Annotated in this window: 27 protein-coding genes; 11 read left to right on the forward strand and 16 right to left on the reverse strand. The window is 71.0% G+C overall.

Annotated elements, in window-relative coordinates:
- Nucleotides 1–351: 351 nt before the first annotated feature.
- Nucleotides 352–1,122 (reverse strand): enoyl-CoA hydratase-related protein, encoded by a 771-nt coding sequence (locus ACFWW9_RS28420; RefSeq protein ID WP_390384152.1) that lies wholly within the window; start codon nucleotides 1,120–1,122, stop codon nucleotides 352–354.
- An 85-nt stretch (nucleotides 1,123–1,207) separates the two neighbouring features.
- Here ACFWW9_RS28420 and ACFWW9_RS28425 point away from each other — a divergent pair, with 85 nt between their 5' ends.
- The 4 genes from ACFWW9_RS28425 to ACFWW9_RS28440 all read left to right on the forward strand — a co-directional run bounded on the left by ACFWW9_RS28425 (nucleotide 1,208) and on the right by ACFWW9_RS28440 (nucleotide 6,392).
- Nucleotides 1,208–2,215, forward strand: a complete 1,008-nt coding sequence (locus ACFWW9_RS28425; RefSeq protein ID WP_390384155.1) for an NADP-dependent oxidoreductase — start codon at nucleotides 1,208–1,210, stop codon at nucleotides 2,213–2,215.
- Nucleotide 2,216: 1 nt separating this feature from the next.
- On the forward strand, nucleotides 2,217–3,998 hold the full coding sequence (locus ACFWW9_RS28430) for an acyl-CoA dehydrogenase (protein ID WP_390384157.1): 1,782 nt from the start codon (nucleotides 2,217–2,219) through the stop codon (nucleotides 3,996–3,998).
- 146 nt (nucleotides 3,999–4,144) lie between these two features.
- A complete protein-coding gene (locus tag ACFWW9_RS28435; RefSeq protein ID WP_390384159.1) occupies nucleotides 4,145–4,861 on the forward strand; it encodes a MerR family transcriptional regulator in 717 nt (238 codons plus the stop codon).
- A 67-nt stretch (nucleotides 4,862–4,928) separates the two neighbouring features.
- Nucleotides 4,929–6,392, forward strand: coding sequence for an alpha/beta hydrolase (locus tag ACFWW9_RS28440; protein WP_390384161.1), 1,464 nt, complete (start codon nucleotides 4,929–4,931; stop codon nucleotides 6,390–6,392).
- On the opposite strand, the gene ACFWW9_RS28445 is transcribed toward ACFWW9_RS28440, so the two are convergent.
- The 4 genes from ACFWW9_RS28445 to ACFWW9_RS28460 form a co-directional block, all read right to left on the reverse strand.
- Nucleotides 6,389–6,982: a QsdR family transcriptional regulator gene (locus ACFWW9_RS28445; protein ID WP_390384163.1), complete on the reverse strand. Its 594-nt coding sequence runs from the start codon at nucleotides 6,980–6,982 to the stop codon at nucleotides 6,389–6,391. The genes ACFWW9_RS28440 and ACFWW9_RS28445 overlap by 4 nt on opposite strands.
- Nucleotides 6,983–7,081: 99 nt before the next feature.
- Nucleotides 7,082–8,917 (reverse strand): hypothetical protein, encoded by a 1,836-nt coding sequence (locus ACFWW9_RS28450; RefSeq protein ID WP_390384165.1) that lies wholly within the window; start codon nucleotides 8,915–8,917, stop codon nucleotides 7,082–7,084.
- 286 nt (nucleotides 8,918–9,203) lie between these two features.
- Nucleotides 9,204–10,250, reverse strand: coding sequence for a Gfo/Idh/MocA family protein (locus ACFWW9_RS28455; protein ID WP_390384167.1), 1,047 nt, complete (start codon nucleotides 10,248–10,250; stop codon nucleotides 9,204–9,206).
- A gap of 25 nt (nucleotides 10,251–10,275) precedes the next feature.
- Nucleotides 10,276–11,178, reverse strand: coding sequence for a LysR family transcriptional regulator (locus tag ACFWW9_RS28460; RefSeq protein WP_390384169.1), 903 nt, complete (start codon nucleotides 11,176–11,178; stop codon nucleotides 10,276–10,278).
- A gap of 92 nt (nucleotides 11,179–11,270) precedes the next feature.
- On the opposite strand from ACFWW9_RS28460, the gene ACFWW9_RS28465 reads away from it, so the two are divergent.
- Nucleotides 11,271–12,065, forward strand: a complete 795-nt coding sequence (locus tag ACFWW9_RS28465) for an inositol monophosphatase family protein (protein ID WP_390384171.1) — start codon at nucleotides 11,271–11,273, stop codon at nucleotides 12,063–12,065.
- Entirely contained in the window at nucleotides 12,062–12,682 is a 621-nt protein-coding gene (locus ACFWW9_RS28470) for an NAD(P)-dependent oxidoreductase (protein WP_390384173.1), read from the forward strand. The genes ACFWW9_RS28465 and ACFWW9_RS28470 overlap by 4 nt, the downstream gene beginning before the upstream one ends.
- Here the strand turns inward: ACFWW9_RS28470 and ACFWW9_RS28475 are convergent, their stop codons facing one another.
- A complete protein-coding gene (locus ACFWW9_RS28475; protein WP_390384175.1) occupies nucleotides 12,683–13,264 on the reverse strand; it encodes a TetR/AcrR family transcriptional regulator in 582 nt (193 codons plus the stop codon).
- A gap of 53 nt (nucleotides 13,265–13,317) precedes the next feature.
- Here ACFWW9_RS28475 and ACFWW9_RS28480 point away from each other — a divergent pair, with 53 nt between their 5' ends.
- Nucleotides 13,318–14,043: an NADPH-dependent F420 reductase gene (locus tag ACFWW9_RS28480; protein WP_390384178.1), complete on the forward strand. Its 726-nt coding sequence runs from the start codon at nucleotides 13,318–13,320 to the stop codon at nucleotides 14,041–14,043.
- On the opposite strand, the gene ACFWW9_RS28485 is transcribed toward ACFWW9_RS28480, so the two are convergent.
- The 3 genes from ACFWW9_RS28485 to ACFWW9_RS28495 all read right to left on the reverse strand — a co-directional run bounded on the left by ACFWW9_RS28485 (nucleotide 14,044) and on the right by ACFWW9_RS28495 (nucleotide 16,948).
- Entirely contained in the window at nucleotides 14,044–14,736 is a 693-nt protein-coding gene (locus tag ACFWW9_RS28485) for an alpha/beta fold hydrolase (RefSeq protein ID WP_390384180.1), read from the reverse strand. It lies immediately after the preceding gene.
- Between the two features lie 84 nt (nucleotides 14,737–14,820).
- Nucleotides 14,821–16,158 (reverse strand): MFS transporter, encoded by a 1,338-nt coding sequence (locus ACFWW9_RS28490; protein WP_390384182.1) that lies wholly within the window; start codon nucleotides 16,156–16,158, stop codon nucleotides 14,821–14,823.
- Nucleotides 16,124–16,948: a MurR/RpiR family transcriptional regulator gene (locus ACFWW9_RS28495; RefSeq protein WP_390384184.1), complete on the reverse strand. Its 825-nt coding sequence runs from the start codon at nucleotides 16,946–16,948 to the stop codon at nucleotides 16,124–16,126. Before ACFWW9_RS28495 ends, ACFWW9_RS28490 begins: the two co-directional genes overlap by 35 nt.
- A gap of 85 nt (nucleotides 16,949–17,033) precedes the next feature.
- On the opposite strand from ACFWW9_RS28495, the gene ACFWW9_RS28500 reads away from it, so the two are divergent.
- On the forward strand, nucleotides 17,034–18,485 hold the full coding sequence (locus ACFWW9_RS28500; RefSeq protein ID WP_390384186.1) for an aromatic amino acid ammonia-lyase: 1,452 nt from the start codon (nucleotides 17,034–17,036) through the stop codon (nucleotides 18,483–18,485).
- Here ACFWW9_RS28500 and ACFWW9_RS28505 read toward each other — a convergent pair whose 3' ends face one another.
- The 5 genes from ACFWW9_RS28505 to ACFWW9_RS28525 all read right to left on the reverse strand — a co-directional run bounded on the left by ACFWW9_RS28505 (nucleotide 18,486) and on the right by ACFWW9_RS28525 (nucleotide 21,485).
- The gene (locus ACFWW9_RS28505) at nucleotides 18,486–18,740 is read right to left on the reverse strand and encodes a hypothetical protein (RefSeq protein WP_390384189.1); all 255 of its coding nucleotides are present in this window, start codon (nucleotides 18,738–18,740) and stop codon (nucleotides 18,486–18,488) included. It abuts the gene before it with no gap.
- Nucleotides 18,741–18,781: 41 nt separating this feature from the next.
- Entirely contained in the window at nucleotides 18,782–19,252 is a 471-nt protein-coding gene (locus tag ACFWW9_RS28510) for an SRPBCC domain-containing protein (protein ID WP_390384191.1), read from the reverse strand.
- Between the two features lie 74 nt (nucleotides 19,253–19,326).
- A complete protein-coding gene (locus ACFWW9_RS28515; RefSeq protein WP_390384193.1) occupies nucleotides 19,327–19,650 on the reverse strand; it encodes a hypothetical protein in 324 nt (107 codons plus the stop codon).
- Between the two features lie 100 nt (nucleotides 19,651–19,750).
- The gene (locus ACFWW9_RS28520; protein ID WP_390384195.1) at nucleotides 19,751–20,077 is read right to left on the reverse strand and encodes a putative quinol monooxygenase; all 327 of its coding nucleotides are present in this window, start codon (nucleotides 20,075–20,077) and stop codon (nucleotides 19,751–19,753) included.
- Between the two features lie 13 nt (nucleotides 20,078–20,090).
- Entirely contained in the window at nucleotides 20,091–21,485 is a 1,395-nt protein-coding gene (locus ACFWW9_RS28525) for an FAD-dependent monooxygenase (protein WP_390384197.1), read from the reverse strand.
- Nucleotides 21,486–21,572: 87 nt separating this feature from the next.
- Between ACFWW9_RS28525 and ACFWW9_RS28530 the strand changes: the two genes are divergently transcribed.
- From ACFWW9_RS28530 to ACFWW9_RS28540, 3 genes are all read left to right on the forward strand, one after another.
- Complete coding sequence (locus tag ACFWW9_RS28530; protein WP_390384200.1) at nucleotides 21,573–22,136, forward strand: TetR family transcriptional regulator; 564 nt, start codon at nucleotides 21,573–21,575, stop codon at nucleotides 22,134–22,136.
- Nucleotides 22,137–22,375: 239 nt separating this feature from the next.
- On the forward strand, nucleotides 22,376–23,482 hold the full coding sequence (gene mtlA, locus ACFWW9_RS28535) for a mannitol-specific PTS transporter subunit IIC (RefSeq protein ID WP_390384202.1): 1,107 nt from the start codon (nucleotides 22,376–22,378) through the stop codon (nucleotides 23,480–23,482).
- A gap of 13 nt (nucleotides 23,483–23,495) precedes the next feature.
- The gene (locus tag ACFWW9_RS28540; protein ID WP_390384204.1) at nucleotides 23,496–24,362 is read left to right on the forward strand and encodes a DUF742 domain-containing protein; all 867 of its coding nucleotides are present in this window, start codon (nucleotides 23,496–23,498) and stop codon (nucleotides 24,360–24,362) included.
- A gap of 7 nt (nucleotides 24,363–24,369) precedes the next feature.
- Here the strand turns inward: ACFWW9_RS28540 and ACFWW9_RS28545 are convergent, their stop codons facing one another.
- Nucleotides 24,370–26,220 carry a glycoside hydrolase family 5 protein gene (locus ACFWW9_RS28545; protein WP_390384206.1) on the reverse strand — a complete coding sequence of 617 codons (1,851 nt, stop codon included), beginning with the start codon at nucleotides 26,218–26,220 and terminating at the stop codon, nucleotides 24,370–24,372.
- 108 nt (nucleotides 26,221–26,328) lie between these two features.
- Nucleotides 26,329–26,547: a hypothetical protein gene (locus tag ACFWW9_RS28550; RefSeq protein WP_390384208.1), complete on the reverse strand. Its 219-nt coding sequence runs from the start codon at nucleotides 26,545–26,547 to the stop codon at nucleotides 26,329–26,331.
- Nucleotides 26,548–26,594 lie beyond the last annotated feature (47 nt).

Here is a 26,594-nt window from a genome sequence, read left to right on the forward strand (position 1 = left end):
CAATCGGGGGCCGGCCGGGGTGGGGGTTAAAAGAACCTGCCGGCACGGTCCGGATTTGGTGCGGTGCGAGTGGCGGCCGGGGGCCCAAAAGGGCCCTGGCAGTTGGTCAGCGGTGCGAGTGGCGGCCGGGGGCCGGAAGGTGCATGGCAGTTGGTCGGCGGTGCCAGTGTGGGCCGGGGGCCCAAAGGCCCGTGGCGGTTGGTCGGCGGTGTCGGTTTGGCCCAGGGTCCGGCAGTCGTGCCGGTCGCGATCGATGCGAGTTGAGGCCGGAGGCCTAGAGAGCCTGACGGTGAGTCCTGGCGCAAGTTGGGGCTGGGGCCGGAAGGTCGTGTCGGTGGTGATTGGTGTGGGTTAGGGGAGGTTGGGGAAGTTTGGGGGGCGGTTTTCCAGGTAGCTGGTGATGCCCTCGGTGAAGTCTGGGCGTTGTAGGGAATTCAGCATGTGGGTTTCTGCTTCTTGTGCTGCTGTGGTGAAGTCTGTGTCGAGGGCCTGGTGTACCTGTTGTTTGACCACTGCCATTGATGTTGGGGAGCAGTGGGTTGCCAGGTCTGTGGCGTAGGCGACTGCTTCGTCCACCAGGGTTTCCGGGGCTGCCAGGCGGTCTACCAGGCCCATGGAGAGAGCTTCGTCTCCCAGGATCACTCGTGCTGAGAGGAGTAGGTCCATGGCTTTGCTGGGGCCTATCAGTCTTGGTAGTAGCCAGGCTATGCCGTATTCGGCTATGAGACCTCGTCTGGTGAAGGACGTGGTGAGTTTTGCTGTTGGTGTGGCGAATCTGAGGTCGCAGTAGAGGGCCTGCACCAAGCCCAGGCCTGCTGCTGCGCCGTTGATGGCGGCTATGAGGGGCTTGCGGAAGGTCATGGGGTAGGTGCGGGGGCGTGGGGGTTCTGGGAGGGTTGCTGTTGCGTCTACCTCGGTCAGCGCTGTCATGTCTGCGCCTGCGCAGAAGCCCCTGCCCGCTCCTGTGACCACCACCGCGCGGATGTCGGGGGTGTTGTCCGCTTGGTCCAGGGCGGTGAAGTAGTGGGTTTCCAGGTCTTCCGTCCAGGCGTTGAGGCGGTCTGGGCGGTTCAAGGTCACCAGGAGTACTGGGCCTCGCCGTTCGGTCAGCACGGGCTCCACGGGGTGACTATGCATCAGTCCCTTGAATGTTGCAACGACTTGCCGATACGTTGATTTCAGTGGATCCGGCGTGTGGAGGAGTGCGATGTCAGCCCAGGTGAACCGGCAGATCCGTCTTGCTGAGCGGCCTACCGGGTTGCCCGGTGACAGCACCTGGAAGTTGACCGAAGAGGACGTTCCCGTGGCCGGTGACGGGGAGTTGCTGGTGTCGGTCGAGTACCTCTCGTTGGATCCGGCCATGCGCGGGTATTTGAACGACGTGCCGTCGTATGCGCCGCCGGTGGAGGTGGGGGCGGTGATGCGGGCCGCTGGCGTTGGGGTGGTGGTGGAGTCTCGGAATCCCGCTTACGCCGTGGGGGAGCGGGTCATCGGGGCGTTCGGGGTGCAGGAGCACGCTGTGTCCGATGGGCGTGGGTTGTCTCGGGTGGACACTTCTGTCGCACCCGCGCCTACGTGGTTGGGGTTGTTGGGGTATCCGGGGTTGACCGCGTACTTCGGGTTGTTCGACGTTGGGCGGGCGCAGGCTGGGGACACCGTTGTGGTGTCGGGGGCGGCTGGGGCTGTCGGGTCTGTGGTGGGGCAGTTGGCCAAGGTGCGTGGGTGTCGGGTCGTCGGGATTGCCGGTGGGGCCGAGAAGTGTGCTTGGTTGCGGGATGAACTGGGGTTTGACGCGACCATTGATTACAAGAGTGAGCGGGTTGGGCGGGCGTTGCACGCTGCCGCGCCGGATGGGGTCGATGTGTACTTCGACAACGTTGGTGGGCCGGTGTTGGACAACGTGTTGGCGCAGTTGCGGCGGAACGCGCGTGTGGTGATTTGTGGGGCCATCTCGCAGTACAACCGGACCGAGGCCGCCTACGGGCCGAAGAACTACCTGTCGTTGATCGTGAATCGGGCCAGCATGGCGGGGATGTTGGTGTTCGACTACGTCGAGCGGTTCCCTGAGGCGATCAAGGAGTTGGCCGGGTGGTACCAGGAAGGGAAGTTGATTTCGCGGGAGCAGGTCGTCAGTGGTGGGGTGACGGAGTTTCCTGAGGCGTTGCGGATGCTGTTCGCCGGTGCCAACACCGGCAAGCTCGTGTTGGAGGTGTGAGGTGGCTGCGATCTTGTCGCGGCGGGATCTCGAGTTCCTGCTGTACGAGTGGCTTGACGTCGAGTCGTTGACCGTGCGGGAGCGGTTTCGGGAGCATTCGCGGGAGACGTTCGACGCGGTGTTGGAGTTGAGTGCGTCGATCGCGACGAAGGACTTCGCGCCGCACAACAAGAAGGCCGACGCGAATGAGCCGGTGATGTTGCCGGACGGGACCGTGTCGGTGATCGACGAGGTCGCGCGGGCGTTGCGGATCTTTGCCGAGGCGGGGTTGACGGCGGCTCCGTTCGATGAGGAGCTGGGTGGGCTTCAGCTGCCTATGACGTTGGCGCGGGCGTCGATGTTCTGGTTCCAGGCCGCTAACGCGGGGACGTCCAGTTATCCGTTGTTGACGGTGGGCAACGCGAACCTGTTGGTGGCGCACGGGTCTTCCGAGCAGGTCGAGCAGTGGGTGCGGCCTATGTTGGAGGGGCGGTTCTTCGGGACCATGTGCCTGTCCGAGACTGGTGCGGGGTCGTCGTTGGCCGACATCACGACGAAGGCGCTGCCGCAGGATGACGGCACGTACCGGGTGTCCGGGACGAAGATGTGGATCTCCGGTGGGGATCACGAGTTGTCCGAGAACATCGTGCACCTGGTGCTGGTGAAGGTGCCTGGCGGTGGGCCTGGGGTCAAGGGCATCTCGTTGATGGTTGTGCCGAAGTTCCTCGCGGACGGCACTCGCAACGACGTGACACTGGTGGGGCTCAACCACAAGATGGGGAACCGGGGCACCACGAACGCGGTGCTGGCGTTCGGGGACGGTACCCATCCCGTTGGTGGGCAGGCGGGAGCCGTGGGCTACCTGGTGGGTGAGGAGCACCGCGGGCTGGCCTACATGTTCCACATGATGAACGAGGCCCGTGTGGGTGTCGGGTTCCTGGCCACCGCGCTCGGGTACACGGGCTATCTCCAGGCTGTCGAGTACGCGAAGACGCGCACGCAGGGGCGGCCGCCGGGGGACAAGGACCCGTCTTCGAAACCGGTGCGGCTGATCGACCACGCCGATGTGCGGCGGATGCTGCTGGCGCAGAAGTCGTACGTGGAGGGCGCGTTGGCGCTGGGGCTGTACTCGTCGTTGCTGATCGACGAGCAGCAGACCGGCGAGACCGAGGACGCCCGGCGGCGTGCTGGGGTGCTGCTCGACGTGCTCACGCCGATCGCGAAGAGCTGGCCCTCGCAGTGGTGCCTGGAGGCGAACAGCCTCGCGATCCAGGTGCACGGCGGGTACGGGTACACCCGCGACTACGACGTGGAGCAGCTCTACCGGGACAACCGGCTCAACCAGATCCACGAGGGCACGCACGGCATCCAGGGGCTGGACCTGTTGGGGCGCAAGGTCGTCGCCGATGGTGGGGCCGGGCTGCGGCTGCTGGCCGAGACGATCGGCGCGGCCGTGGCGCGGGCCGAGGGCGGTGACCCGGCGGTGGTGGAGCACGCTGCGGCGGTCGACGCGGCCACGCGGCGGCTGGTCGAGGTGACCAAGCTGCTGTGGTCGGCCGGGGACCCGGCGGCGACGCTGGCGAACTCGTCGCTGTACCTGGAGGCCGCCGGTCACGTCGTGGTGGCGTGGATGTGGCTGGAGCAGCTGCTCGCCGCGGCGGGCAAGGAAGGGGCGTTCTACGAGGGCAAGCGGCAGGCGGCGCGGTACTTCCTGCGGTACGAGCTGCCGAAGACCGCCGCCCAGTTCGACCTGCTCGCCGACCTCGACCGCACGACGCTCGACGCCGACCCGGAGTGGTTCTAAAGAAGATCCCGTCGTAGACGAAGGTGTATGACGGACTCCGACCTTGGTCGGAAAGTTTCCGCCTGGCTTGACCGTGCCGCAACGGCATGGTTTCCACTTGACGTGTCGGCGCGACCGCGTCGGCGGACGTCGAGGAGGGCCACGTCGTGGGGTGGAGCACGAGCCAGCTCGCGGACCTGGCGGGCACGACGGTGCGCGCCGTCCGGCACTACCACGAGGTGGGGCTGCTCGCCGAGCCCGAACGGCGGGCCAACGGCTACAAGAGCTACGGCGTGCCGCACCTGGTGCGCGTGCTGCGGATCAAGCGGCTCACCGGGCTCGGGCTGTCGTTGGCGCGGATCGCGGAGCTGGGTGACGAGGACGAGCACCCCGGTGACGCGCTGCGGCGGTTGGACGCCGAGTTGGCCGCGTCGATCGAGCGGCTGCAACGGGCGCGGGCCGAGGTCGCGGTGATCCTGCGCGAGGAGACGGCGACCGACCTGCCCTCGGACGTGGCCGCGGCCATCGCCGAGGCGGGCCTGTCGCCGCGGGAACGCTCGCTCGCCGTGGTGCTGGCCCAGCTGGTCTCGCCGGAGGCGATGGCCGCGTACGCCGGGGCGTTGGGGGACTACGCGAAGGACCCCGTGGTGGTCGAGTTCGAGGCCCTGCCGGTGGACGCGGACGTACAGACCCGGCAACGGCTGGCCGACGGGTTGCGCGCGCTGCCGTTCGTGCGGGAGGTGCGCACGGCGTTCCCGGAGGCCGCCGGGCTGTTCGCGGGTGCGCCGCGCGGTGAGGAGTACGCGTTGCGGACGGCCGCCAAGGTCGTCGGCGAGCTCTACAACGCGGCCCAGATCGACGTTCTGGTGCGGATGAACGACTGAGTTTTCCTGGATTCGGCTTGCCGTCGGGGCAGGTCGTCGGGGGAGGGGTTTGCTTGTGCGAAGGTTGATGGCGGTTGTGGTGATGGCCGCGGCGGTGGTGGTGACGCCGGGAGTGGCGTCAGCGGCGCCCGCGGTGAAGTGGGTCGAGTGTCCGGCGGACGTCGTCGCGCCGGGCGTGGAGTGCGGGACGCTGGAGGTGCCGCTGGACTACCGCGAGCCCGAGGGGCGGCGGATCGAGGTGATGATCTCGCGGCTGGCGAGCAAGAACCCGGAGGAGCGCCGGGGAATCCTGCTCACCAACCCCGGTGGGCCCAGCGAGGGCCTGTCGTTCCCGGCGGCGCTGCGGGCCGGTGGGATGCCGCAGTCCGTGCTGGACGCGTACGACGTGATCGGCGTGGACCCGCGCGGTATCGGGCGCAGCACGCCGATCACCTGCGACCTGACCGAGGAGCAGCAGTACGCGGGCAGCGTGCCGCCGTACGCCGTGACGCCCGCCGACGTGCGGAAGCGGGCCGGTGAGGTGGAGCAGATCGCACGGCAGTGCGCTTCGGCGTCGACGGCGGATCTGCTGCCGCACAACACGACCGCGAACATCGCCCGCGACCTGGACCGCGTCCGGGCCGCGCTGGGTGAGCCGAAGGCGTCGTTCCTCGGCTACTCGTACGGCACGTACCTGGGCGCGGTGTACACGACGTTGTTCCCGCGCAGCACGGATCGGATCGTGCTCGACAGCAACCTCGGCGCGGGTGGCTGGGACGTCGAGGGCGGGCGACTGTACGCGCGGGGCGTGGAGGACACGTTCCCGGACTTCGCGAAGTGGGCCGCGGCCCATCCCGAGTACGGCCTGGGTACTACGCCTGAGCAGGTGCGGGCCAAGTACTTCGACCTCGCCGGTCGGCTCGACCGCGCGCCGGTGCAGGGCGTGAGCGGGCCGCTGTTCCGGATGCTCACGTTCGGCGGGCTCTACGGCAGTGGCGACGCGGCCTTCACCGCGCTGGCGAAGAACTGGCGGGCGCTGGACACGGACACGCCGTTGCCGCCGGTCGCGGTGCCGCCCCTCGAGCGGATCGAGAGCCTGATCTCCGGCCGGTACGCCGTGGTGTGCGGGGATTCCCGGTGGCCCACGTCCGTGCGGACCTACGAGCGCAACGTGGCCGTCGACCGCGTCCGCTACCCGATGTTCGGGGCCGCGGCGGCGAACATCTACCCGTGCGCCTACTGGGCGGACCCGGTGGAACGCCCGGTGCGGATCACCGACCGCGGACCGCGCAACGTGCTCATGGTGCAGAACGAGCGGGACCCCGCCACGCCGCTGGCGGGCGCGCGGACGACGCGGCGCGCGTTCGGGGACCGGGCGGCGATGCTGACCATCGACCAGGGTGGGCACGGGGCTTACCTCATCGGCGCCAACGCTTGCGCGAACGGGAAGGTGACCGACTACCTGCTCGGCGGGCAACGCCCCGAGCACGACGTCCGGTGCGCCGCCGAGGCCGGGAAGCCCGCTCCCGCAAGGGTTCCGGCGGTCGGCTAGGCGCCGAGCAGGGACGCCACGGCCGTCGCGGCCTTCGCCGAGTCGGGTTGGTCGCCGGTGATGATGTCGGTGTAGATGAACGACTCCGCGATCCGGACGACCAGGTACGCCAGGTCGCGCACGTCCATCGGGTGGGTCAGGGTGCCGCGGTCGTGCTCCTGCTTGAGCAGGTCCTCGACCGCGGCGACCACCTCCCGCTGCACGATGCTGGCCTTCGTGGTCAGCAGCCGCAGGGCGCGTTCCGGTTCGCGGCGCAGGAAGGCGCGCAGGCTGTCGGCGTTGATGAGGCCTTCGACGAAGCGGCCCATGACCTCGGCGACGCCCTGCGCGCCGGGCTTGGTCATGCCGTCGCGGGCGGCGCGGAGGGCGGGCTCGCCCACGGACCACAGCACCGCGCCGAGCAGCTGGTCGCGGTTGCCGACCCAGCGGAACAGCGTCGTGCGGTCCACGCCCAGTTCGGCGGCGAGCTTCTGCATGTCCACCCGCTCGCCCGCGAGGTAGGTCCGCTTCGCCACGCGCAACGCCTCGGCGGCGTCCGGGCGCCGCCCCGGACCGCCGGGTTCCGCCTGTTCGGGGTCCTGGTCAGCCACGGGAACAACGTACCGACAAACCGTTGCAACACTCAACCAAGTGATGCACGAGGGGCCCCGGAGCAACCGCGCTCCGGGGCCCCTCGTGTCGTCCCGCCCTTACGGCGCGGGGTACTCCTTGACGAACACCGGCACGCCGACCTTGGTCGTGTCGGCCGCGTCGCCCACGCCGTTGACGACGTGGTCCACGACGCCCGCGCTGAGGTTGACCGTCATGATGTGGTGCAGCTTCACACCGGGCGTCTGCGGGACCTCGAACCCGTTCTCCGTGTGGATCGTCGGGTTGTTCTGGTTGAAGACGTAGACGCCACCGCCGTAGAGCGTGTGGGTCTTGACCCGGTTGCCGACCTTGTACCCGGCGTAGCCCTCGACGCTGCCGTTCATCCAGTCGGCCTGCGTCGGCGGGTCGTACGGCAGTTCGTTCTGGTACAGGATCGTCGTGCCCTTGTCGCCGTTCCAGGTGGTGTTGTACTGCTGGAAGTGCTCGACGAACAGGCCCGTCGCGGTCACGTTGTCGCCGTTGATGACGGCGCCCTTGCGGCCGGTGTTGGTGTTCCAGCGCTGGGTGTCGGTGAAGCCCTCGACGCCGTGGTCCGCGCGCCACACCCAGGTGTGGTCGATGAGCACGTTGTCGCTGTTGACCTCCAGCGCGGTGTCGGCCTTGCCGACGTGCGGGCCGCCGACGCGGAAGTACACGTCGGACAGCGTGGTCGGGTTGGTCGAGGAGCTCCAGCCCCACGCGTTCTTCCGGCCCACGCGCAGCAGGACCGGCGACTCCTTCAGGCCGGCGTCGACCGTGACGCCCGCGACGACGACACCGGGCACGTCCGCGACGTCCAGCGGGATCGCGCCGTTGACCGCGGTCAGCGTGGCGTGGCCCAGGCCGAGGACGACCTGGTTCGGGCGGCGGACCTCGATGCTGCGGGCGACGTCGTAGACGCCGGGGGTGAGCAGGAGGTTCTTGCCGATCAGCAGTTGGAGGTTGAGCGTGGAGACGCTGTCCGTCGGCTTCGCGACGTAGAAGTCGCTCAGCGGGATCGTGCGGCCCGCCGTCTGCCCGGCTCCCCAGGAGATGCCGCTGCTGTTCTTCTTCGCGTCCGGCACCCGCACGTTGTACTTGCCGCGCGCGTCCACGAACAGGTACGGCTTCTCCCGGCTGACCGGGGTCTTCTCGACCGTCGTGTACGGCGGGTCCGGGAACGCGGCGTCGGACGGGGCGCCGACGACGCCGGAGAACACCTGGTTCCACACGCCGTTCGACCAGCTGGCGACCTCGCTGTTGCGGGTAAGCCACTGCTGCTGGGAACCGTTGGTGGTCGCCGGGAGCTTGGAGTCGGCGATGAAGCCGCCGCTGGCGAACTGCGGGCCCGCGGTGCAGTAGTCCATCAGCGACAGGCCGCCGTTGGTGAAGTTCACGCGGCGCATCGACACGGCCTGGGACACGGCCCAGAAGTTCGCGGTCGAGCGGCAGCCGTCCTGGCCGGTCGCGTTGACGTTCACCGTCAGGTTGGAGATGGTGCGCCAGAAGTTGACCAGCGCCAGGCAGTTGCTCGTGCCGCCGTCGGCGAGGCAGCGGTTGTAGACCTCGACCTTGCCGTTGATGACGACGTCGGTCGGAGCGCCTCCGAGACCGGAGATCTCGGTGTAGTAGCCCACCTTGATCTGGAGCGGGTGCTCGGCCGTGCCGTACGTGCCGGGCTTGAACAGGTACGCGTACCGGTCCGTGCCCATCTCGTTGTCGACCTGCTTGGCGTAGGTCGCGTCGAGGGTCGCCTGGATCTGCGCGACCGGCATGCTCGGGTCGAACACGGTCACGTTGGCCCCGAAGGCGGGGGCCTGGGTGCGCGACTCGGTGCTCGGCGCTGCCGTCGCGGTGGTCGCGGAGACCAGCACGACCGCCAGGCCCAGTGCGAGGACCCGCTTCGCGGTGATCATGCGGAACGCCCTCTCAGGCGGGTGGCGGGGGACTGGCTGAGTGGTGCTCCGGCGGTGGAGCGTATGCGGCGCGCGATCATCGTCGACCTGCCTTGTCCGGGGGTGTGCAGGGGGCGGCTCAGTGGCGGTAGGGCCGAGAGAGCGCTCCCATCGAGTCGGATATTTCTACCCCGCGGATCGGTCCCGCGCTACGCCCTGACGACCGGTTCTCCAGGGTCTGGTGACGAACTCTGGGGTTCCGGGGTGGTTCTGGGGTGGCCGCCGGTCCGCGGGTGGTCCCGCGCCCTCAGCGCCACGGTTCGTCGCCCACGCGGACCGCCGACCCGGTGTCCGCGGCCTCCTCGACGGCCAGCGCCACGCGGTGGTCGTGGACGCCGTCCGCCAGCGGGTACGGCTCGGGACCGCTGTCGGACACCCACGCCGCCATGTCCTGGAGGAGGGTCGCGATGGCGATCTCCTCGTCGTTCCACCGCCGCCCCTGGAAGGGGTTGCGGTACAGCACGTCGGAGCCGAACGTGATGTGGTCGGTGTCGAAGCCGTCGAGGTCGAGGTCGTACCCGGTCTGGCGGCGCACGACCTCCGTCCGCACGATGGTCCGCTCGCCCGCGAGCCGGACGACCTCGTGGTCGCGCAGCTCGCCCGTCGTGCCGCGCACCAGCAGGCGGCGCATCAGCAGTTGGTTGTGCCACTGGTTGTCGGTGAAGTCGTAGAGCCCGAACCCGCCGCCGTCGAACGCGAGGGTGCCGATGGTCGTGGTCGCCTGCTTCACCTCGACCGGGTCGGCCCACCCGTCGCGCGAGATCGGGTCGGCCAGCGGCGCGGTCGTCCGGACGGCCCGCACCTCGACCGGGCCCCGGCCCACGCCCAGCAGCGTCCGGATGAGCGACACGGCGTGGTACTGGTGGGTCGACGACACGTCCACCCTGGTCGGGTCGCCGATCACGCCGGAGCGGACCAGCGCCACGCGCGCGGCGTGCGACGGCATCCGGGTGTACTGCTCGGCGACCTGCACGAGACCGCTCCTCCCGACCTTGCCCCACAACGCCCGCAGCCCGTCGAGGTCCGGCGCGGGCGGCGTCTCGGCCAGCACCGGGACCCCGCGCTCCACGAGGTCGACGATCAGGCCCGGCGTCACGCCCCACGGGGTGGACGTCACGACGAAGTCCGGCTTCGTGGTGGCCAGGCACTCGTCCAGCGACAGGTGCACGGGCACCGGCAGTTCCTGCTGCCGTCGGGACACCACCCCGACGCAGGTGAGGCCATCCAGCGCGGCCGCGAGCCGCCAGAAGTACTCGGAACGCCACCCGGAACCCACGATCGCGAAGGTCGTCACCCCCGTATCCAACAGGATCCGGGCCTCACGCGTCGCGCAGCGCGTGGAGCACGGCGAGGGTCCTGGTGCGCAGCCACGCGTGCGCGTGGTCGCCGTCGTAGCGCTGGTGCCACGCCAGGTAGAGCGGCACCGGGGGCGTCTCCAGCGGCAGCGGCAGGGCGACCAGTCCGAGGTCGTCGAGCATCGGCCTGCTCGTGCGCTCGGCGACGGCGGCCAGGAAGTCGCCGCTCCGCACGAGCTGCATCGCCGCCACGGCGGTCGGGGCGGCGGCCACGACCGTGCGGTGCAGGCCTCGGTCGAGCAGCGCGTCGTCGATCGGGTCGCGCAGCCTGCCCCGGCGGGACACGGTGATGTGCTCGGCGGCGGTGTAGCGCTCCAGGGTGAGCGGCTCCTCGGTCAGCGGGTGGCCCGCGCGCAGGACGACGACCACGCGGTCGTGGCCCACGAGTTCCCGGCTGATCTCCGGCAGGTCCGGCTCGGTGGTCCCGGCCTCCAGGTCGATGTGGCCCCGCCTCAGCTCGTCGGTGTCGGAGGCCGACTCGACGAGGAACCGCAACCGCACGCCCGGCGCCTCGGCGCGCACGGCGGCGAGCAGGTCCGCGCCGACCGCCGTGGTGATCGAGTCGTGCCACCGGAGGGTGAACACCCGGTCGAGCGTGGCGAGGTCGACCGCGCGCTCCGGCGACAGCACGGCCTGGACCTGGTGCACCAGCGCGTGCACCTGCTCGCGGATCGCCGTGGCGTGCGGGGTCGGCGTCATCGTCCGGCCCGTGCGCACCAGGATCTGGTCCCCGGTCGCCCGGCGGATGCGGCCGAGCGTGCGGCTCATCGCGGGGGCCGACAGGTGCAGCCGGTCCGCGGCGCCGGTGACGCTGCCCTCCTCCAGCAAGGCGTCCAACGCCGTGAGCAGGTTCAAATCCAGTTGCATGGAGGTAAATCGTACATGAGCAAGGATGCACTGGCCGTTATGGCTCGGCGCTCATACGGTGGTGACACCACCCGAGAGGAACGAGGAAAACCATGTCGGACAACACTTTGCTCGCCGAGGTCGTCACCATCGTCGAGACGGCCGGCGAGCTGCTCCGCGAGCGCTTCACCGCCGAGCCGCCGCACCTGGACGACCGCGAGCAGGTCGTCGCCGCGATCCACGCCAACGACGAGGCCGTGCTGGACCTGCTCCGGGAGCCGCTGCTGGCGGCGCGGCCGGGCGCGGGCTGGGTCGAGGACGAGCTGGAGGGCGGGGAACTGCCCGCGGGCGAGTGGTGGGTCGTCGACCCCGCCGAGGGCAACATCAACCACATCCACGGCCTGACCGACTGGGGCCTGACCGCCACGCTGGTCCGCGACAACCAGCCGGTGCTCACGGTGGTCCACCTCCCGCTGGCGGGCACGACCTACACGGCGATCGCGGGCGGCGGGGCCTACCAGGACGGGGTTCCGCTGAGCCCGTCGGCGAAGAAGTCGTTCGACTGCGCGATGGTCGGCACCGGGCAGGCGAAGCCGGGGGAGAGCGCCGAGACGTACCGGCGCATCGGCGAGTCCGTCACGGCGGTGCTGGCCACCGGCGCGGCCGTGCGGGTGTCCGTGCCCGCCACGTTGCAGCTCATCCACGTCGCCGCCGGGCGGATGGACGTGTTCTGGCAGTTCAGCGACGTCCGGTCCGGCCTGGTGGCGGGCGCGCTGCTGGTGGCGGAGGCGGGCGGCGTGCTCACCGACGTGCGCGGCGAGCCGTGGAGCGTGGGCAGCGAGAGCGTCCTGGCCACCGCGCCCGGCCTGCACGGCGAGGCCGTCGAGCTGCTGGGCGGTGTCCGGTGAACCTCACCGTCCTCGGCGCGTCCGGCGCCACCGGCCTGGAGCTGACCCGCCAGGCGCTCGCCCGCGGGCACGACGTCACCGCCGTCGCCCGCGACCCGAAGCGCGTGGCCGTCCCGGACTCCGACCGCCTGATCCGCGTCGCCGCGGACGTCCGGGACCCGGATTCCGTGGCCCGCGCCGTCCGTGACGGCACGACCGTCCTGTCCGGACTCGGCAACGTCGACGGCTCCCCGCCGGGGGTGCTGATCGCGGGGGCGCGGGCGCTGGTCCGGGCCCGTCCGGAGCGGATCGTCTGGCTGGGCGGGTTCGGCACGGGCGTCACGGCCGCGGCGGTGGGCCCGCTGACCCGGACGCTGCTGAAGGTGGTCCTCAAGGGGGACCTGGAGGACAAGGTCGCCGCGGACACGGAGGTGCTCGCCGCGGGCGGCACGGTCTTCCACGCCGGTCCGCTGACCGACGGGCCGCTGAGCGACGACCGGCGCGCGCTGGACGTGGCCGACGTGCCGAGACGGCTGTTCCCGGCCCGCGTCAGCCGCGCCACCGTCGCCGCGGCGATGCTCGACGAGGCCGAGTCGGGGAGCCACCCCGGCGCGACGGTGGTCCCGCTCGACCGGTGATCAGCCCCGCAGCCCGGCGATCACGGTGTGCAGGGTGGTGCGCAGGCTCTCGTTCGTGCCGGTGACCGACCGGTGCACGACGCTGCCGACGATGCCCGCGACCAGCACGGCCGCCGTGGCGTCGGCGTCCAGGTCCGGCCGGACCTTGCGCGCGGCCTGCATCGCGCGGATGCCGTCCGCGGCCGCCCGCTCCCACCGGGCGAAGAAGTCCGCGAGGATGTCGCGCACCCCCGGCGTGTCGGAGTCGAGCTGGCCGAGCAGCGTCGTCATGTCGCAGCGCGACCCCGGCGACTCGTAGTACGAGCACAGGATGTCGGCCCACTCCTTCCACGCCCGCCACGTCCTGGCCCCGCGCAGCCGGGGCTCCTGGTCCGCCAGGATCGAGTCGGCCACGAAGCGGGCGACGGCGAGCATCAGCGCCTCGCGACCGTCCGGGAAGTAGTGGAACAGCTGGCTGTTGCTGACGTTCGCGGCCGAGCGGACGCACTCCAGGCTCGTCTGCGCCACGCCGCGGTCGCGGGCGATGGCGGCGGCGTGCTCGACGATGCGGGCGCGGGTGGCCAGTCCCTTGCTGGTCAGCATGGTGATGAGGGTACCAAGTCGGTTCTGGCCCGCACGGGCCAGTAAAGTGGACCGTGCAGGCCAGAAACCAACGGAAGGATCCGACGATGTCGACTGTGGGACTCATCGGCGCGGGACTCATCGGCAAGACCGTCGCCCGGCTCGCCGTGGAGGCGGGCCACGACGTGGTGCTGAGCAACTCCCGAGGCCCGGAGACGCTCGCCGACCTGGTCGCCGAGCTGGGCCCGAACGCCCGTGCCTCCACCCCGGCCGAAGCGGCGCGGGCCGGTGACGTGGTCGTGGTGACCGTGCCGCTGAAGGCCTACCGCGACGTGCCGGTGGCGGAGCTGGCGGGCAAGGTCGTGATCGACACGAACAACTACTACCCGGAGCGCGACGGCGTGATCCCGGAACTGGAGGACGGCTCGGCCACCACCAGCGGCCTGCTCCAGGCGCACCTGCCGGGGTCGGCGGTCGTGAAGGCGTTCAACAGCATCTACTACCGCCACCTCGGGTCGCTGGCCCGTCCCGCGGGCTCGACGGACCGCAGCACGCTGCCCATCGCGGGCGACGACGCGGCGGCCAAGGCGACGGTCGCCGAACTGCTGGACGACCTGGGCTACGACACCGTGGACGCGGGCGCGTTGGCGGACAGCTGGCGCTTCGAGAACGGGGCACCGGCGTACTGCGTCATCTACTTCGCGCCCGGCACCGAGACCGACGAACTCGGTCTCCCCGGTGCACAGCCCACCGGCGCGGACGTCGTGACGGCGGCGCTGGCCAAGGCCGAGAAGGCCTGACTACGGACGCGCCGCGGCCTCGATGATCCGCACGAGGTCCGCCGGGTGCGACAGGAACGGCGAGTGCGCGGCGGGCAGGCGTTCCACGTGCCCGGCCCGCCCCGCCATCGCCTCCTGCGCGAACACCGGGATGGCCTGGTCCGCCTCGCACACGACGTACGTGCTCGGCGTGCTCTCCCAGGCCGCGGCGAGGAGCTGCTCGGTCGCCGCCGCGTAGCTCTGCGGGCGCAGCCGTGCCACGGCGGCGTCGGCCACCTCGGGGGCCACGTCGCCGTAGAACACCTCGTGCGGCGTCAGCGGGGAGAACAGGTCGCCGTCGATCCGCCACCACGGCGGCGGCTGCCCGCCCGCCGCGCCGAGCAGCGATTCCCCCGGCGCGAGCTGGAAGGCCGTCACGTAGACGAGGTGCTGCACGGTCGGCGCGTCGGCGGCGCCCTCGCTCACGGGGGCGCCGCCGTAGGAGTGCGCGACCACCACGACCGGCCCGTCGACGGCGTCGATCGCGGCCCGGACCGCCTTGGCGTCGTCGTGTAGACCGGGCCGGTCACCGGCCGCGGGCCCCACGCTCGGCAGGTCCACGGACTCGACGCGCCAGCCGTTGTCCACGAGCGCAGTGCGCACCGGCTCCCAGCACCAGGAGCCGTGCCACGCGCCGTGGACGAGCAGCAGGACGGGTCTGGTCGGTGCGCTCATCGTTCCTCCACTGTGTACCGGACGCACAGTGCAGACGACGGCCGAACGCCTGACCAGCCCGGTTTCCGGTGAACGGAAGCGCCGTCAGTCCAGGACCTTGTTCTTCGTCTCGGGAGCCCACACGATCGACGCCACCAGACCGCCCACCAGCACCAGGGTGAGGACGAGCATGGTGGGGGAGAAGCCGAGGCCGTCCAGGCTCAGGGGGAGCAGGAAGGTGCCGATGGCCGAGCCCACCCGGCTCAGACCGTTGATCAGGCCCACGCCCGAGCTGCGCAGGTCGGTCGGGAACAGCTCCGGCGGGTACACCTGGTCGAGGTTGACCGCCGCCGACATCGTGAAGGTGAACACGAGGAACAGCGGGAACAGCAACGCCGTCGGGGCGTCCGGCCAGAGCGCCATCGGGAGCAGCGAGACGATCAGGACGACGAACGACCAGATCGTCAGGCCGCGGCGGGACGCCTTGGCCACGAACCAGAGCCCGGCGACGCTGCCCGCGAGCAGGAACAGGTTGAGCAGCCCGTCGCTGGTCGTGTCCTCCTCGCCGACGCCCATCTTCAGCAGCACCAGCGGCAGGAACGTGTAGATCGCGAAGTACGGGATCACCTGGGCGTTGTAGAAGATCGCGCCGAAAGCCGTGCGGCGCCAGTACTTCTTCCCGAACAGGTCGCGGTAGCGGGCCGTGCTCGGCTCGGTGTGCGCGTCCGCGAGCGAGTCGAACGCGGCCTGGTCGCCGCCGAGCCTGCGCACGACGGCGCGGGCCTGGTCGATCCGGCCCCTGGCGAGCAGCCAGCGCGGCGACTCCGGGACGCCGATCCGCAGCAGCACCACGGCGATGGCGGGGATGCTGCTCGACGCGAGCAGCAGGCGCCACGAGTCGGAGCCCTCGGCCACCACGAGGTTGCCGAGGAAGAACGCGACGACGTAGCCGACCGTCCACAGCACGGTCAACGACGCCAGCAGCCCGCCGCGGTGCCTGCGGGGCACGAACTCCGCGACCAGCGTCGGCCCCAGCGCGTAGTCCGCGCCGATGCCTATGCCGATCAACAGGCGCAGCACGAACAGCTGCACCGGGTCGGCCACGAAGAACTCGGCCGCCGAGGCGACCGCGATCAGCAGGAAGTTGTACGAGTACAGGCGTTGGCGGCCGATCTTGTCGGCGGCCCAGCCGACCAGGACGCTGCCGAGGAAGATGCCGATCAGCGCCGACGCGCCGAGCAGCCCCTCCCACACCACGCCGAACCCGAGCTGCGACGCGATGACGGGCAGGGCGATGCTGATGATGCCCAGCTCGTAGCCGTCGGAGAAGTTGGCGCAGAACGTCAGCGCGGTGATGCGCAGGTGGAAGCGGTTGAGGGGGACGTCGTCGAACGCCGTCCCGGACGGTTCAGTCTCCGATGAAGAGGTCTCGTTCCGCGGCATGGTCCTCGAAGTCCTCCAGTCGTTTCCTGGCGGAGGCCCCGGCCGCGTCGGCCATGGCCTCGACCAGCGCCCCGGTCAACGAGACGACCGCGGCGTGGGAGTCGAACACGAACTCGGACGAGACACCCGCGCTCAGCACGTCGTCGGCGTGCGGCGTGAGCACCGAGACCACCCTGTCGGTGATCAGGAGCGTGCGCAGGTCGAGCGCGCGCGCCTGGTCCAAGGCGGCCGCGCTCTCCTTCGGGTAGCGCGGTAGCGCCACCAGGACCATCGTCGTCGCGCCGCACCGGTGGGCGTGGCGCAGGCCGTCACCGAACACGCTGCCCGTGTCGGTGAGCAGCCGCACGTCAGGGTGGATCTTCGCGGCCAGGTAGGCGAACGACGCGGCCTGCGCCGCCGACACCCGGTACCCGGCCACGACCAGCGGGCACGACGCCATCAGCCGCCCGGCGATCCCGCGCAACCGGCCCTCGTCGGCCAGTTGCGCGCGCAGGGCGGTGAGGTTCTGCAGGTCGGCGTCGATGCCCGCCTGGAACTTGTTGCCCGCGCACCCGCCCGTCGGCTCGACGGACGCCTCCCGCAGGTAGCGGCGGAACTCCGGGTAGCCGTCGAAGCCGAGCCGCGCCACGAACCTGGTCACCGACGGCTGGCTCACCTGGGCGTGCTCGGCCAGTTCGGCGCTGGTGAGCGCGGCGGCTCCGGACGAGGCCTCGGCGAGGTAGCTGGCGATGCGCCGCTGCGCCGGCGTGAGCCGGTGAGCGGTGAGCAGGTCGTGCAGCGACCGGGACAACCTGGGCTCCGTCCTTGCCAAGGCGACGAATGAATAGTTGCATGCAACCCTAGGAATGAATGAAAACTTGTCAAGAGGGGCGGCGATGACGGACACGAGTCGCATCGAGATCGGCGGGGCCGGACTCCGCTGCGCCGACGTGGTGCGGGTGGCGCGGCGCAGCGCGTGGACGGAGCTGTCCGCCGACGCCGTCGCACGGGCGCGGCGCGGGTACGAGCTGGCCGTCGAACTCGGGGCCAAGCGCGCGGTCTACGGGCGCACGACCGGCGTCGGGGCCAACCGGCACATCGTCGTCGACCCGGAGTCCGCCGACCTGCACGGCCTGCGCCTGCTGCGCAGCCACGCGGGCGGCACCGGCGACCCGCTGCCCGACGACGTCGTGCGCGCGACCATGACCATCCGCCTCAACCAGTTGGCCGCGGGTGGCAGCGGGGTGCACCCGCGGTTGTTGAGGGCGATGGAGACGGCGCTGCGGGTCGGGGCGCTCCCGCTCGTGCACTCGCGCGGGGCGATCGGCACCGGCGACCTGACCGCGTTGGCCGAGATCGGCCTGACCCTGGCGGGCGAGCTGCCGTGGGCCGCCGGTGACCTGACGCCGGTCGCGATCAGCCCCGGCGACGCGCTCGCGTTCATCTCCAGCAACGCCGCCATGCTCGCCGAGGCCGTGCTGGCGTGGCACCACCTGACCCGGCTGCTGGCCGCGAGCCACGTCGTGACCGCGTTGACGTTCTGCGCGCTCGGAGGCTCGGCCGAGGCCTACTCCGAGCGCGTCCACGCCTCCCGCCCGCACCCCGGCGCGGTCCGCTGCGCGGCCGAGATGCGCCGACTCCTCACCGCCGGGGGTGACCTGCCCGAAGGCCGTCGGTTGCAGGACCCGTTCGGGCTGCGGGCGTTCCCGCAGGTGCAGGGGCCGGTGCTGGACGCGGCGGCGAACGTGGAGCGGGTGCTGGACATCGACGTGAACGCGGCGGCCGAGAACCCGCTGATCGACGTGGAGACGCAGGAGGCCTACCACCACGGCCAGTTCTCGACCGCACACGTGGCACTGGCGTTCGACCACCTGCGCGCCGCGCTGCACCACACCGCGGAGCTGTCCACGGCCCGGCTGGGCGACCTCGTCGAACCGGACCTGAGCGGGCTGCCGCCGTTCCTCGCCGACGGCCCGCCCGGCAGCTCGGGGATCATGATCCTGGAGTACGTCGCCCACGACGCGCTGGGCACGCTGCGGCACGCGGCCGCGCCGGTCACGCTCGGCACCGCCGTCATCTCGCGCGGCCTGGAGGACCATGCCAGCTTCTCCACCCACGCCGTCCGCAGCACCGTCGCCGCCACGGCCGCGTACCGCACGATCCTGGCGTGCGAACTGCTCGGCGCGGTCCGCGCGCTGCGGCTGGCCGACGCCGACCTGCCCGACACCCCGCTGCGGGAGGCCTTCCGTCTGGCCGCGATCGGGCTCCCGCACGTCGCCGAGGACCACCCGCTCAGCGCGGAGATTCAGCAGGCCGAACGGCTGCTGGACCACTTCGCCGTGCTGTGATCAGGACTTGTTCTCGCGGATCTGGTAGATCCGGGCACGGGTCAGACCGGTCACCTTGCACAGCTCGACGACCGGGATGTTGCGGTCCAGCTCGGCGTGGATGAGCGCGTCGCGGTGGGCGTGGGCCTCCTGCCGCGCGGCCCTGGCGTCGGCCAGCGCCTCCTGCTGCTCCGCCATGCGCCGCTCCGCGTCCGCCAGCGCCGTGACGGCGGCGAGCAGGTCGGGGGTCACGGTCGCGGTGTTGTCTCGGGGCATGGTTCCTCCGGGTGGGGCACATGTCTAGTTGGGGCGAAATTCTAGACGTGACCCTGCCGGAGGTACACGGCGAGGTTCGCCAACGACGACGCCAGCCCGACCGCGTGGTCCTCCGCGGAGATGCCGTCGGGCACGTCCTCGGCCCGAATCTCCACCCGCGTGCCCCCGTCGACCGCGACGACTTCCCACGTCATCGTCATGGTCCCGGCGAAGGCCGGGTCGTCGGACACGAAGTCCACCGCCTGCACCACGCGCACACCCGGCACGACGTCGACGAACCGCGCCTCGACGACGTCGGACTCGGCTGTCGCCTTGCCGGGCGCACCGGACGCGTCGACATAGGTGAGCACCAACCGGTACGACCCACCCGGCCGCAGGTCGAAACGCTCGAACCGCCCGGTCATGCCCTCGGGCGGCAACCACTGCCGCAACGCGTCCGGCTCGACGAGCGCGGCGAACACCCGCTCGGTCGACGCGGCGACCACCCGTGATCCGACATCGGTCCTCGGCATGGCGGTCAGGGTAGCCGGCGAGTCCGGCCGCCACCACGTCCGGTGACGGCCGGTCCACGTCTCGGCGGAGACTCCTACCAGGACTCCACCCACGCCCCGACGGCGCTGTTGCCGCCGCAGCTGCCGCCCTGTTGCGGGGCCACCTGGGACTTGTTCGGCGGGGAGTAGCCGGTGCCGCTGCCCGGTGCGTCGTAGACGTAGCCGAACCACGTGGCGCACTGGGTGTGGACGCGGAAGGTGGTGCCGCCTAGCGGGTGGCCCTGGCAGCCGCCGTAGGAGGTGTTGCCGCCCGCGTTGGCCCAGCAGTTGGAGCTGGGGTTCGCCTCCGCGGTGTGTGCGCCCAACACGAGCAGGCCTGCTGCCAGCGCGGTTCCCGCTGCCAACGCGGTGAGCCTCATGTGTTCTCCCTTGTCCTGGCGGTGAAATGCCGTCCTGAGGGTCGGGGGCGGCGCGGCCGGGGGACAAGATCGGGGAGGGAACTGGCCGGGATGTGTCCGTCTACTGGCCGGGAACGGGGAGCAGGGCCAGGGGTTCCCACGCGTCGCCGGGGATGGTGGTTTTCAGGACCAACGGGGTGTCGACTAGGGCTTGGGGCCAGTCGCGTTGGATCTTCGGGATCAGCGGAGAGCGCAGGTGCTCCTCGACGCCGCTCTCGCGGTGGCCCTCGGAGAGGTAGAAGACCTGCGGGTCCTCGACGTCGCGGGACCAGCGGAACCACAGGTTGCTGTCCTCTGCCCTCGTGGCGTCGGTGAACTCGCGCGTGAGGTCCAGCCAGCGGTCCGTCCACTCCGGACGGACGGTGAAGCGGATGGTGATGACCAGCAAGGGTTTCTCCTGACTACTTGGTCCAGCGGTCCAGTGCGGCGCGCCAGTCGCCGGACGCGGACGAACCCGCCCACGCGAGGTAGCCGTCCGGGCGGACGAGCAGGGCGGGGCCGCCGTCCAGGCGGTGGGCGGTGGGAATGGGGGCCGTGACGGACGCGGCGTCGTTCTCCAGCACGAGGACGAAACCGCCGCGCCGCAACGCCTCGAACAGGCGGCCGTCGCGGAGTTGCACGTCCGCGGCGCGCGAGCCGACGAGTCCGCGGCCGTAGGAGATGCCGACACCGGAGAACATCCCGGCCGCCTTCCGGGCGACCTTCTCGCGGCCCAGCAGGAACGGCAGCACCACGCGGCGGAACGCGCGGGCGGCACGGGACCGCGCGGTCATCAGTCGGATCGTCGCCCCGCTGCTGCGCAGCACCAGCTTCCCGACGGGGTGGCGTTCCGACTGGTACGTGTCGAGCACGGCGGGGTCCGCGCCGCGGAGCACGGCCGCGAGCTTCCAGCCCAGGTTCAGCGCGTCCTGGATGCCGGTGTTCATGCCCTGCCCGCCCGCGGGGGAGTGGACGTGGGCCGCGTCGCCCGCGAGGAACACCCGGCCCGTGCGGTAGGACTCGACCTGCCGCTCGTCGCTCTGGAACCGCGACAGCCAGCGGATCTCGCGCAGCCCGAAGTCCGTGCCCGTCGCGCGGGTCAGCACGTCCCGCACCATCGCCTCGGACGGCTGGAACGCGGGGTCGTCCTCGAACCGCCGGTCCCACACGATGACGCGGAACCAGCCGTCGCCGAACGGGGCGAGGAACGCGAAGCAGTCCTCGGCGGCGTCGACGGTCACGATCGAGGCGGGCGGGTCGCCGAGGTAGGCGTCGGCGAGCACGATCGACTTGAGCAGCACCTCGCCGGGGAACGGCTGCCCGACCAGGTCGCGGACCGTGCTGCGCACGCCGTCGGCGCCGACCACGTACGACGCCTTCCACTCGCGCTCGCCGCTCGCGGTGGTCGCGCGGACCACGACACCGTCCTCGTGCTGCCACAGCTTCGTCACGGTGGCCCCGCGCACGACGTCCGCGCCGTGGTTGCGCGCCCGCTTCTCCAGCAGGGTGTCCACGTTGACCTGCGGTGTGACCAGCAGGTACGGGAACGGCGATGGCAGCCGGGTCAGGTTGACCTCGGCCCCTCGCCACAGCGCGAGGCCGGGGGACGCGGTGCCGGTGCTCCGCAGCTCGTCGGCGAGCCCGCGGGTGTCGAGCGCCTCCATGGTCCGCGCGTGCACGCCGAACGCGCGGCTCAGCGGGGACGGCGCCTCGTGCTTGTCCAGCACCACGACCGAGCGGCCGGCGAGCGCGACCTCGCCCGCCAGCATGCAGCCCGTGGGGCCCGCCCCGACGACCAGTACGTCCACGGTGTCCATCACGACTCCTCCAAGTCAACGGTTGGTGACTTCAACCGTGGCAGGGTCCGCTCGCTAAGTCAATGGCTGGTGACTTATGCTGGCGGCATGGCCGAACCACGCCGCCGCTCCGCCCCCGCGACCCGCGCCGCGATCCTCGACGCGGCCCGCGCGCGGTTCGGCGCGGACGGCTTCGACCGGGTGACCATCCGCGACATCGCGGGCGAGGTCGGCGTCGACCCGGCGATGGTGATCCGCTACTACGGCACGAAGGACGCGCTGTTCGCCGAGGCGGCGGTGTTCGACCTGGAGCTGCCCGACCTGACGGGCGTCGCGCCCGAGGAGTTGGCCGACGTGCTGATGCCGCGGTTCTTCGCCGTGTGGGAGGGCGACGCGGGTTTCCTCTCGCTGCTGCGCGCCGCCGCCACGAGCGAGGTCGCCGCGGCCAAGATGCTGGAGGTGTTCGCGGGCCAGGTGTTCCCGGCGCTGTCCGCCGCCGCGGTCGACCGGCCCGCCGAACGCGCCGCGCTCGTCGGCACCCAGGTGCTCGGGCTGGCGCTGTCGCGGTACGTCCTGCGCACCCCGCCGCTGGTGGCCATGAGCCACGACGAACTCCGCCGCTGGATCGGCCCGGTGCTCATGCACTACCTCACCGGCGACCTGCCCGCCTGACTCCTGTCCACCCCTATTCTCGGCGGCACACCCCCTGAATAAATCAGGTGGAATACGGCTGTCAACCCCAGTGGGTCACCGTGGAACTATTATCTTTCCGCCTATTTTTCCATTCTTGTCTCGGCAGGGCAACTTTGTTCGATTGGTGATTGACCGCACTTCTCCATCAGCGCTAGATTCGCTGCCGTCGCCTCAGTCAGCACGTCTCTGACCAGCGCCGAGGGAAGCACGGGAAGCCGATGATCACTGAAGATCGAACTCCGAAGAGGTCCGCGAGGGCTACTGTTCAACGCCTCGGCGGGTACTTGGCGAGCATCGTCATGCCGAACATCGGCGCATTCATCGCGTGGGGCCTCATCACCGCGTTGTTCATTCCCGACGGGTGGCTGCCCAATCCGAGTTTCGCCCGCCTGGTCGACCCGATGGTCAGGATCCTGCTGCCCGCGCTGATCGGCTACACCGGCGGCCGACTGGTGCACGGGCAGCGCGGCGGGCTGGTCGGGGCCATCGCCACGGTCGGCGTCATCGTCGGGACCGAGCAGCCGATGTTCTTCGGCGCCATGATCGTGGGGCCGCTCGGCGGGCTGCTGATCCGGCAGTTCGACCGCACGGTCGGCGCGCGGGTGTCGTCCGGCTTCAAGATGCTCGTCGACAACTTCAGCGCGGGCATCATCGGCGGCGCGCTCGCGATCGTGAGCATGCTGAGCATCGGACCCGCGGTGCAGACGGCGACCAAGGCGCTGGGCAACGGGGTGCACACGATCATCGACCTCGGCCTGCTGCCGCTGGTGTCGCTGATCATCGAGCCCGCGAAGATCCTCTTCCTCAACAACGCCATCAACCACGGCGTCCTCGCCCCGCTCGGCGTCGAGGACGCGGCGGCGACCGGCAAGGCGATCCACTTCCTGCTGGAGACCAACCCCGGCCCCGGACTCGGCCTCCTGGTGGCCTGCACGCTGTTCGGCGACCGGACGGTGCGCGCCACCGCGCCCGGCGCGATCGTCATCCACTTCCTCGGCGGCATCCACGAGATCTACTTCCCGTACGTGCTGGCCGCTCCACGCCTGCTGCTCGCCGTCATCGCGGGCGGCGCGACGGGCGTGTTCGCCTTCAGCGCCACCGGCGCGGGCCTCATCGCGACCCCCTCGCCGGGCAGCATCCTCGCGTTGATGGCGGTCACGCCCAAGGGCGGCTACCTCCCCGTGCTCACGGGAGTCGCCTCGGCCGCGGTCGTGTCGTTCGTCGTGGCGGCGGTGCTGCTCCGGCTCGGCAAGGGCCAGGACGACGCGGTCGAGAACGGCGGCCGGGTCGTCGACTCCGCGCCGCGCGCCGCGGCCACCCGGTGATCGCGGCCTCGCCATGACCAGGAAGAAGCGCGCCACGGGCTTCCACCCGTCCTCCTTCGGCGGGTGGCCGGACTACCAGCAGTGGGCCGACAACGACTTCCGCCCGTGCCCCGAGCCGCCGGTCGAACCCGAGCCGATTCCCGAACCCGAACCGGAACCGTTCACCACGACGATCGCGACCACGCTGTGGAGCCCGGACCCGGTGACCGAGGAACCGGTCGTCGAGCCACCGCCCGTCGAACCGCTGTCGCCGCCGGGCTGGCAGGCGTTCGCCGAGGTGGAGCCGATTCCCGAGCCGCTGCTGTGGCGTCCCGCCGCCGACGAGGACCCGCTGGCCGAGACGGCGTGGCCACTGCCCGCCGAGGTGGATCAGCCAGTCGAGCAGGTCGTGGACGAGCCGGTCGCCGAACCCCCGGTGTGGGAGGCGTTCACCAAGCCCGAGTCGTTGCCGGTGATCGACCGGCAGGCGCTGCTCGAAGGCTGGCCGCCCGAGTCCCGTGATCGGTGGCCGAGCGTGGAGTGGGCCGACGAGGACCTGGTGGTGCGGCCGTACGTCCGCACGCACGGCCGCGTCGAGCAGGGGTACGACCTGCGCCTGGAGACGCTGGTGTCGGTCACCCGCCTGCACGAGCGCGAGCCCGCGAACCCCGCGCTCACGCCGGACGCCGCGCTGATCTGCGGCCTGTGCTGCGCGGGCCCGCAGTCGGTGGCCGAGGTGTCGGCGCACCTGAACGCGCCGCTGGGCGTGGCCAGGGTCCTCATCGCCGACGCGATCGAGGCGGGGCTGGTGTTCGTCGCCAAGGAGCAGCGCGCCGTGGACGCCCGGCCGAGCCGGGAGATGCTCGAACGGATCCGCGAGGGCCTGATGCGGATGTCGTGATCGGCGGCTACCGGCGGCAGAGCAGGGCGTCCGGGGTGCGGCCCGAGCCGATCCGCCCGGTGTAGGCCACGCCCGCGACGTACTCGTCGGGCGCGCACTGGCCCTTGTAGCCGCCGTAGGCGAACTCGCCGCCGGGGTTGCCGGACGGGCGGTTGTCGCCGCGGTCGAACCAGACCGTGCGCCCGGTGCGCCCCAACGGGTTCGGCGCGCGAGCGCACAGCCCCGCGGAGAACGCCGCGCCGGTGGCGCTGTACCCGGCCAGGTAGTGGTCCGCCGGGCACTGGACCTTCGTGTAGCCCGATGCCCAGTCCGTGTCCACGAAGGACTCGTCGCGGACCGTCGTGAACGACGTCGGCGCGGCCCACGACCCGGTGCACAGGCCGCGGTTCCCGGTGTGGCTCAGGCCGATCACCCGCTGGCCGTCCGGGCACACTGCCTTGCGCGCGCCGGGGTTCCAGTCCGGCAGCGACCGGACCGCGCGGGACTGCTGGAAGTCCGCGTGGTCGGCGTTGAGCATCGACCAGCGCTCGACCGGCGCGACCTGCCCGGTCTTGCCGCTCGCGCCGATCAGCCGCGTCCACGCCGACGCGCGCCAGTCGTCGCCGTCGAACAGGCCCATCCGGTTGCCCGCCGCGTCCCAGTGCAGCAGGGCCCAGCCGTTGCCGGTGCGGTTGGTGTGGAAGCCGACCAGCGGCCAGTACGCGAAGTCGGCGTCGGCCTGCACCAGGTAGTCGACGAACCGCTCGAACCACGCCCGCGACACGGGGTCGGTGTTCTCCCGGCCGCCGGAGCCGAACTCGCTGATCCACACCGGCGCGGTGAAGTGCTGACCGGTCTCCGCCGAGACGTAGAACGCTTGCCGGTACAGGACGTCCCGCAGCTGCTCGGGGGTGAGGTCCTGGTAGCGCGGGTCGTGCGTCTCGCCGATGCCGGTCGCACCGGAGTGGTTCGGTCCGGTGTAGCCGTAGAAGTGCGCGGAGTACACCAGCTTCCCGGAGTCGATCAGCGTGTGCGAGAGCGTCCGCACCGGCTCCAGCGTCGGCCGCCCGTGGGGCAGGCCGTCGACCGGGATGCCGGTCCAGTTGATGCCCTCGACGATGATCAGCAGGTCCTTGTTGCCCTCCAGCTGGATCCGGTCGGCGACCTCCTGGCTCGCCCGCTGCCAGTCGTGGTCGTCGCCGGTACCCCAGTTGGGGTCGTCCCACACGGTCCGCCGGACCTCGTTGTACAGGTCCGCGCCGACGACCCGCTTGTTCGCGGCGTACCGCCGGGCCATGAACACCCAGTCGTCCTGCCACTGCCGGGTGCTCTGCGCGGTGTTCCACCGCTCGTTGCCGTCGACGCCGCAGCACCACCGCGTGGTCGTGGTGTGGTTGTTGAGGATCACCGCGAAGCCGCGCGCGGTCAGCCGGTCCACGACCGCGTCGTACACCTGGAGGGGCGTCTTGCCGCGCAGTTCCGGGTTCGCCGCGACGGAGGCGTCGGGCAGGACGGCGGTGTCGTGCACCATCTGGTTGGAGAACGGCAGCCGGACGCTGTTGAGGCCCAGTTCGGCGAAGCCGTCGATGATGGCGTCGAGACGGGCGCGGTCGAGGCCGAGGGGGATCCGGTCGGCCTTCTCGCCCGCGTGGTGGTTGGCCGGGTCGTTCACGTCACCGGAGCCGTTCCACGTGCCGCTCGCGCCGTGCCAGTTGCCGGACTTGAGCTTGAACCGGTCGCCGCGCGCGTCCACGACGTACCGCCCGCGCGTGCTCAGCGGGCCCACCCACGTCACGTCGTCGGCGGCCGCTACACCCGACGGGACCACCACCGTCGCCGCCACCACCACGACCGCCAGCGATACGCGAACAAGCTTCATGTCTGGACGGTAGCGACGACCGGGCCCGCTGGGCAGGGGCCGATCGTCGGAATCGCGGGCCGGACGGGCGGCTCCGGGCGTGCCGGACCGCCCGCCTGCCCGCGTCGATCAGCTGGCGTCGAGAGCCGACAGCGCGGCGGCGAGCTTGAAGAACTTGTTGGTGCCGAGGTCGCGCACGGTCTTGATGCCGAACGCGGCCTCGAGCTTCTCCGCGTCACCCTCGCTGACGCCCGCGAGGGCGGCGACGGGAGCGTCCAGAACCTCGGCCACGGTGAGGTTCTCGTAAGCCTTGTCGAGCTGCTTGTCCAGGTTCGCGGAAATAGCCATCCTGCGCACTCCTCCTTGAAGTTGATCAAGATGAAGAGTTCACCTTA

Source organism: Umezawaea sp. NPDC059074 (genome assembly GCF_042738955.1).
GTDB lineage: Bacteria > Actinomycetota > Actinomycetes > Mycobacteriales > Pseudonocardiaceae > Umezawaea.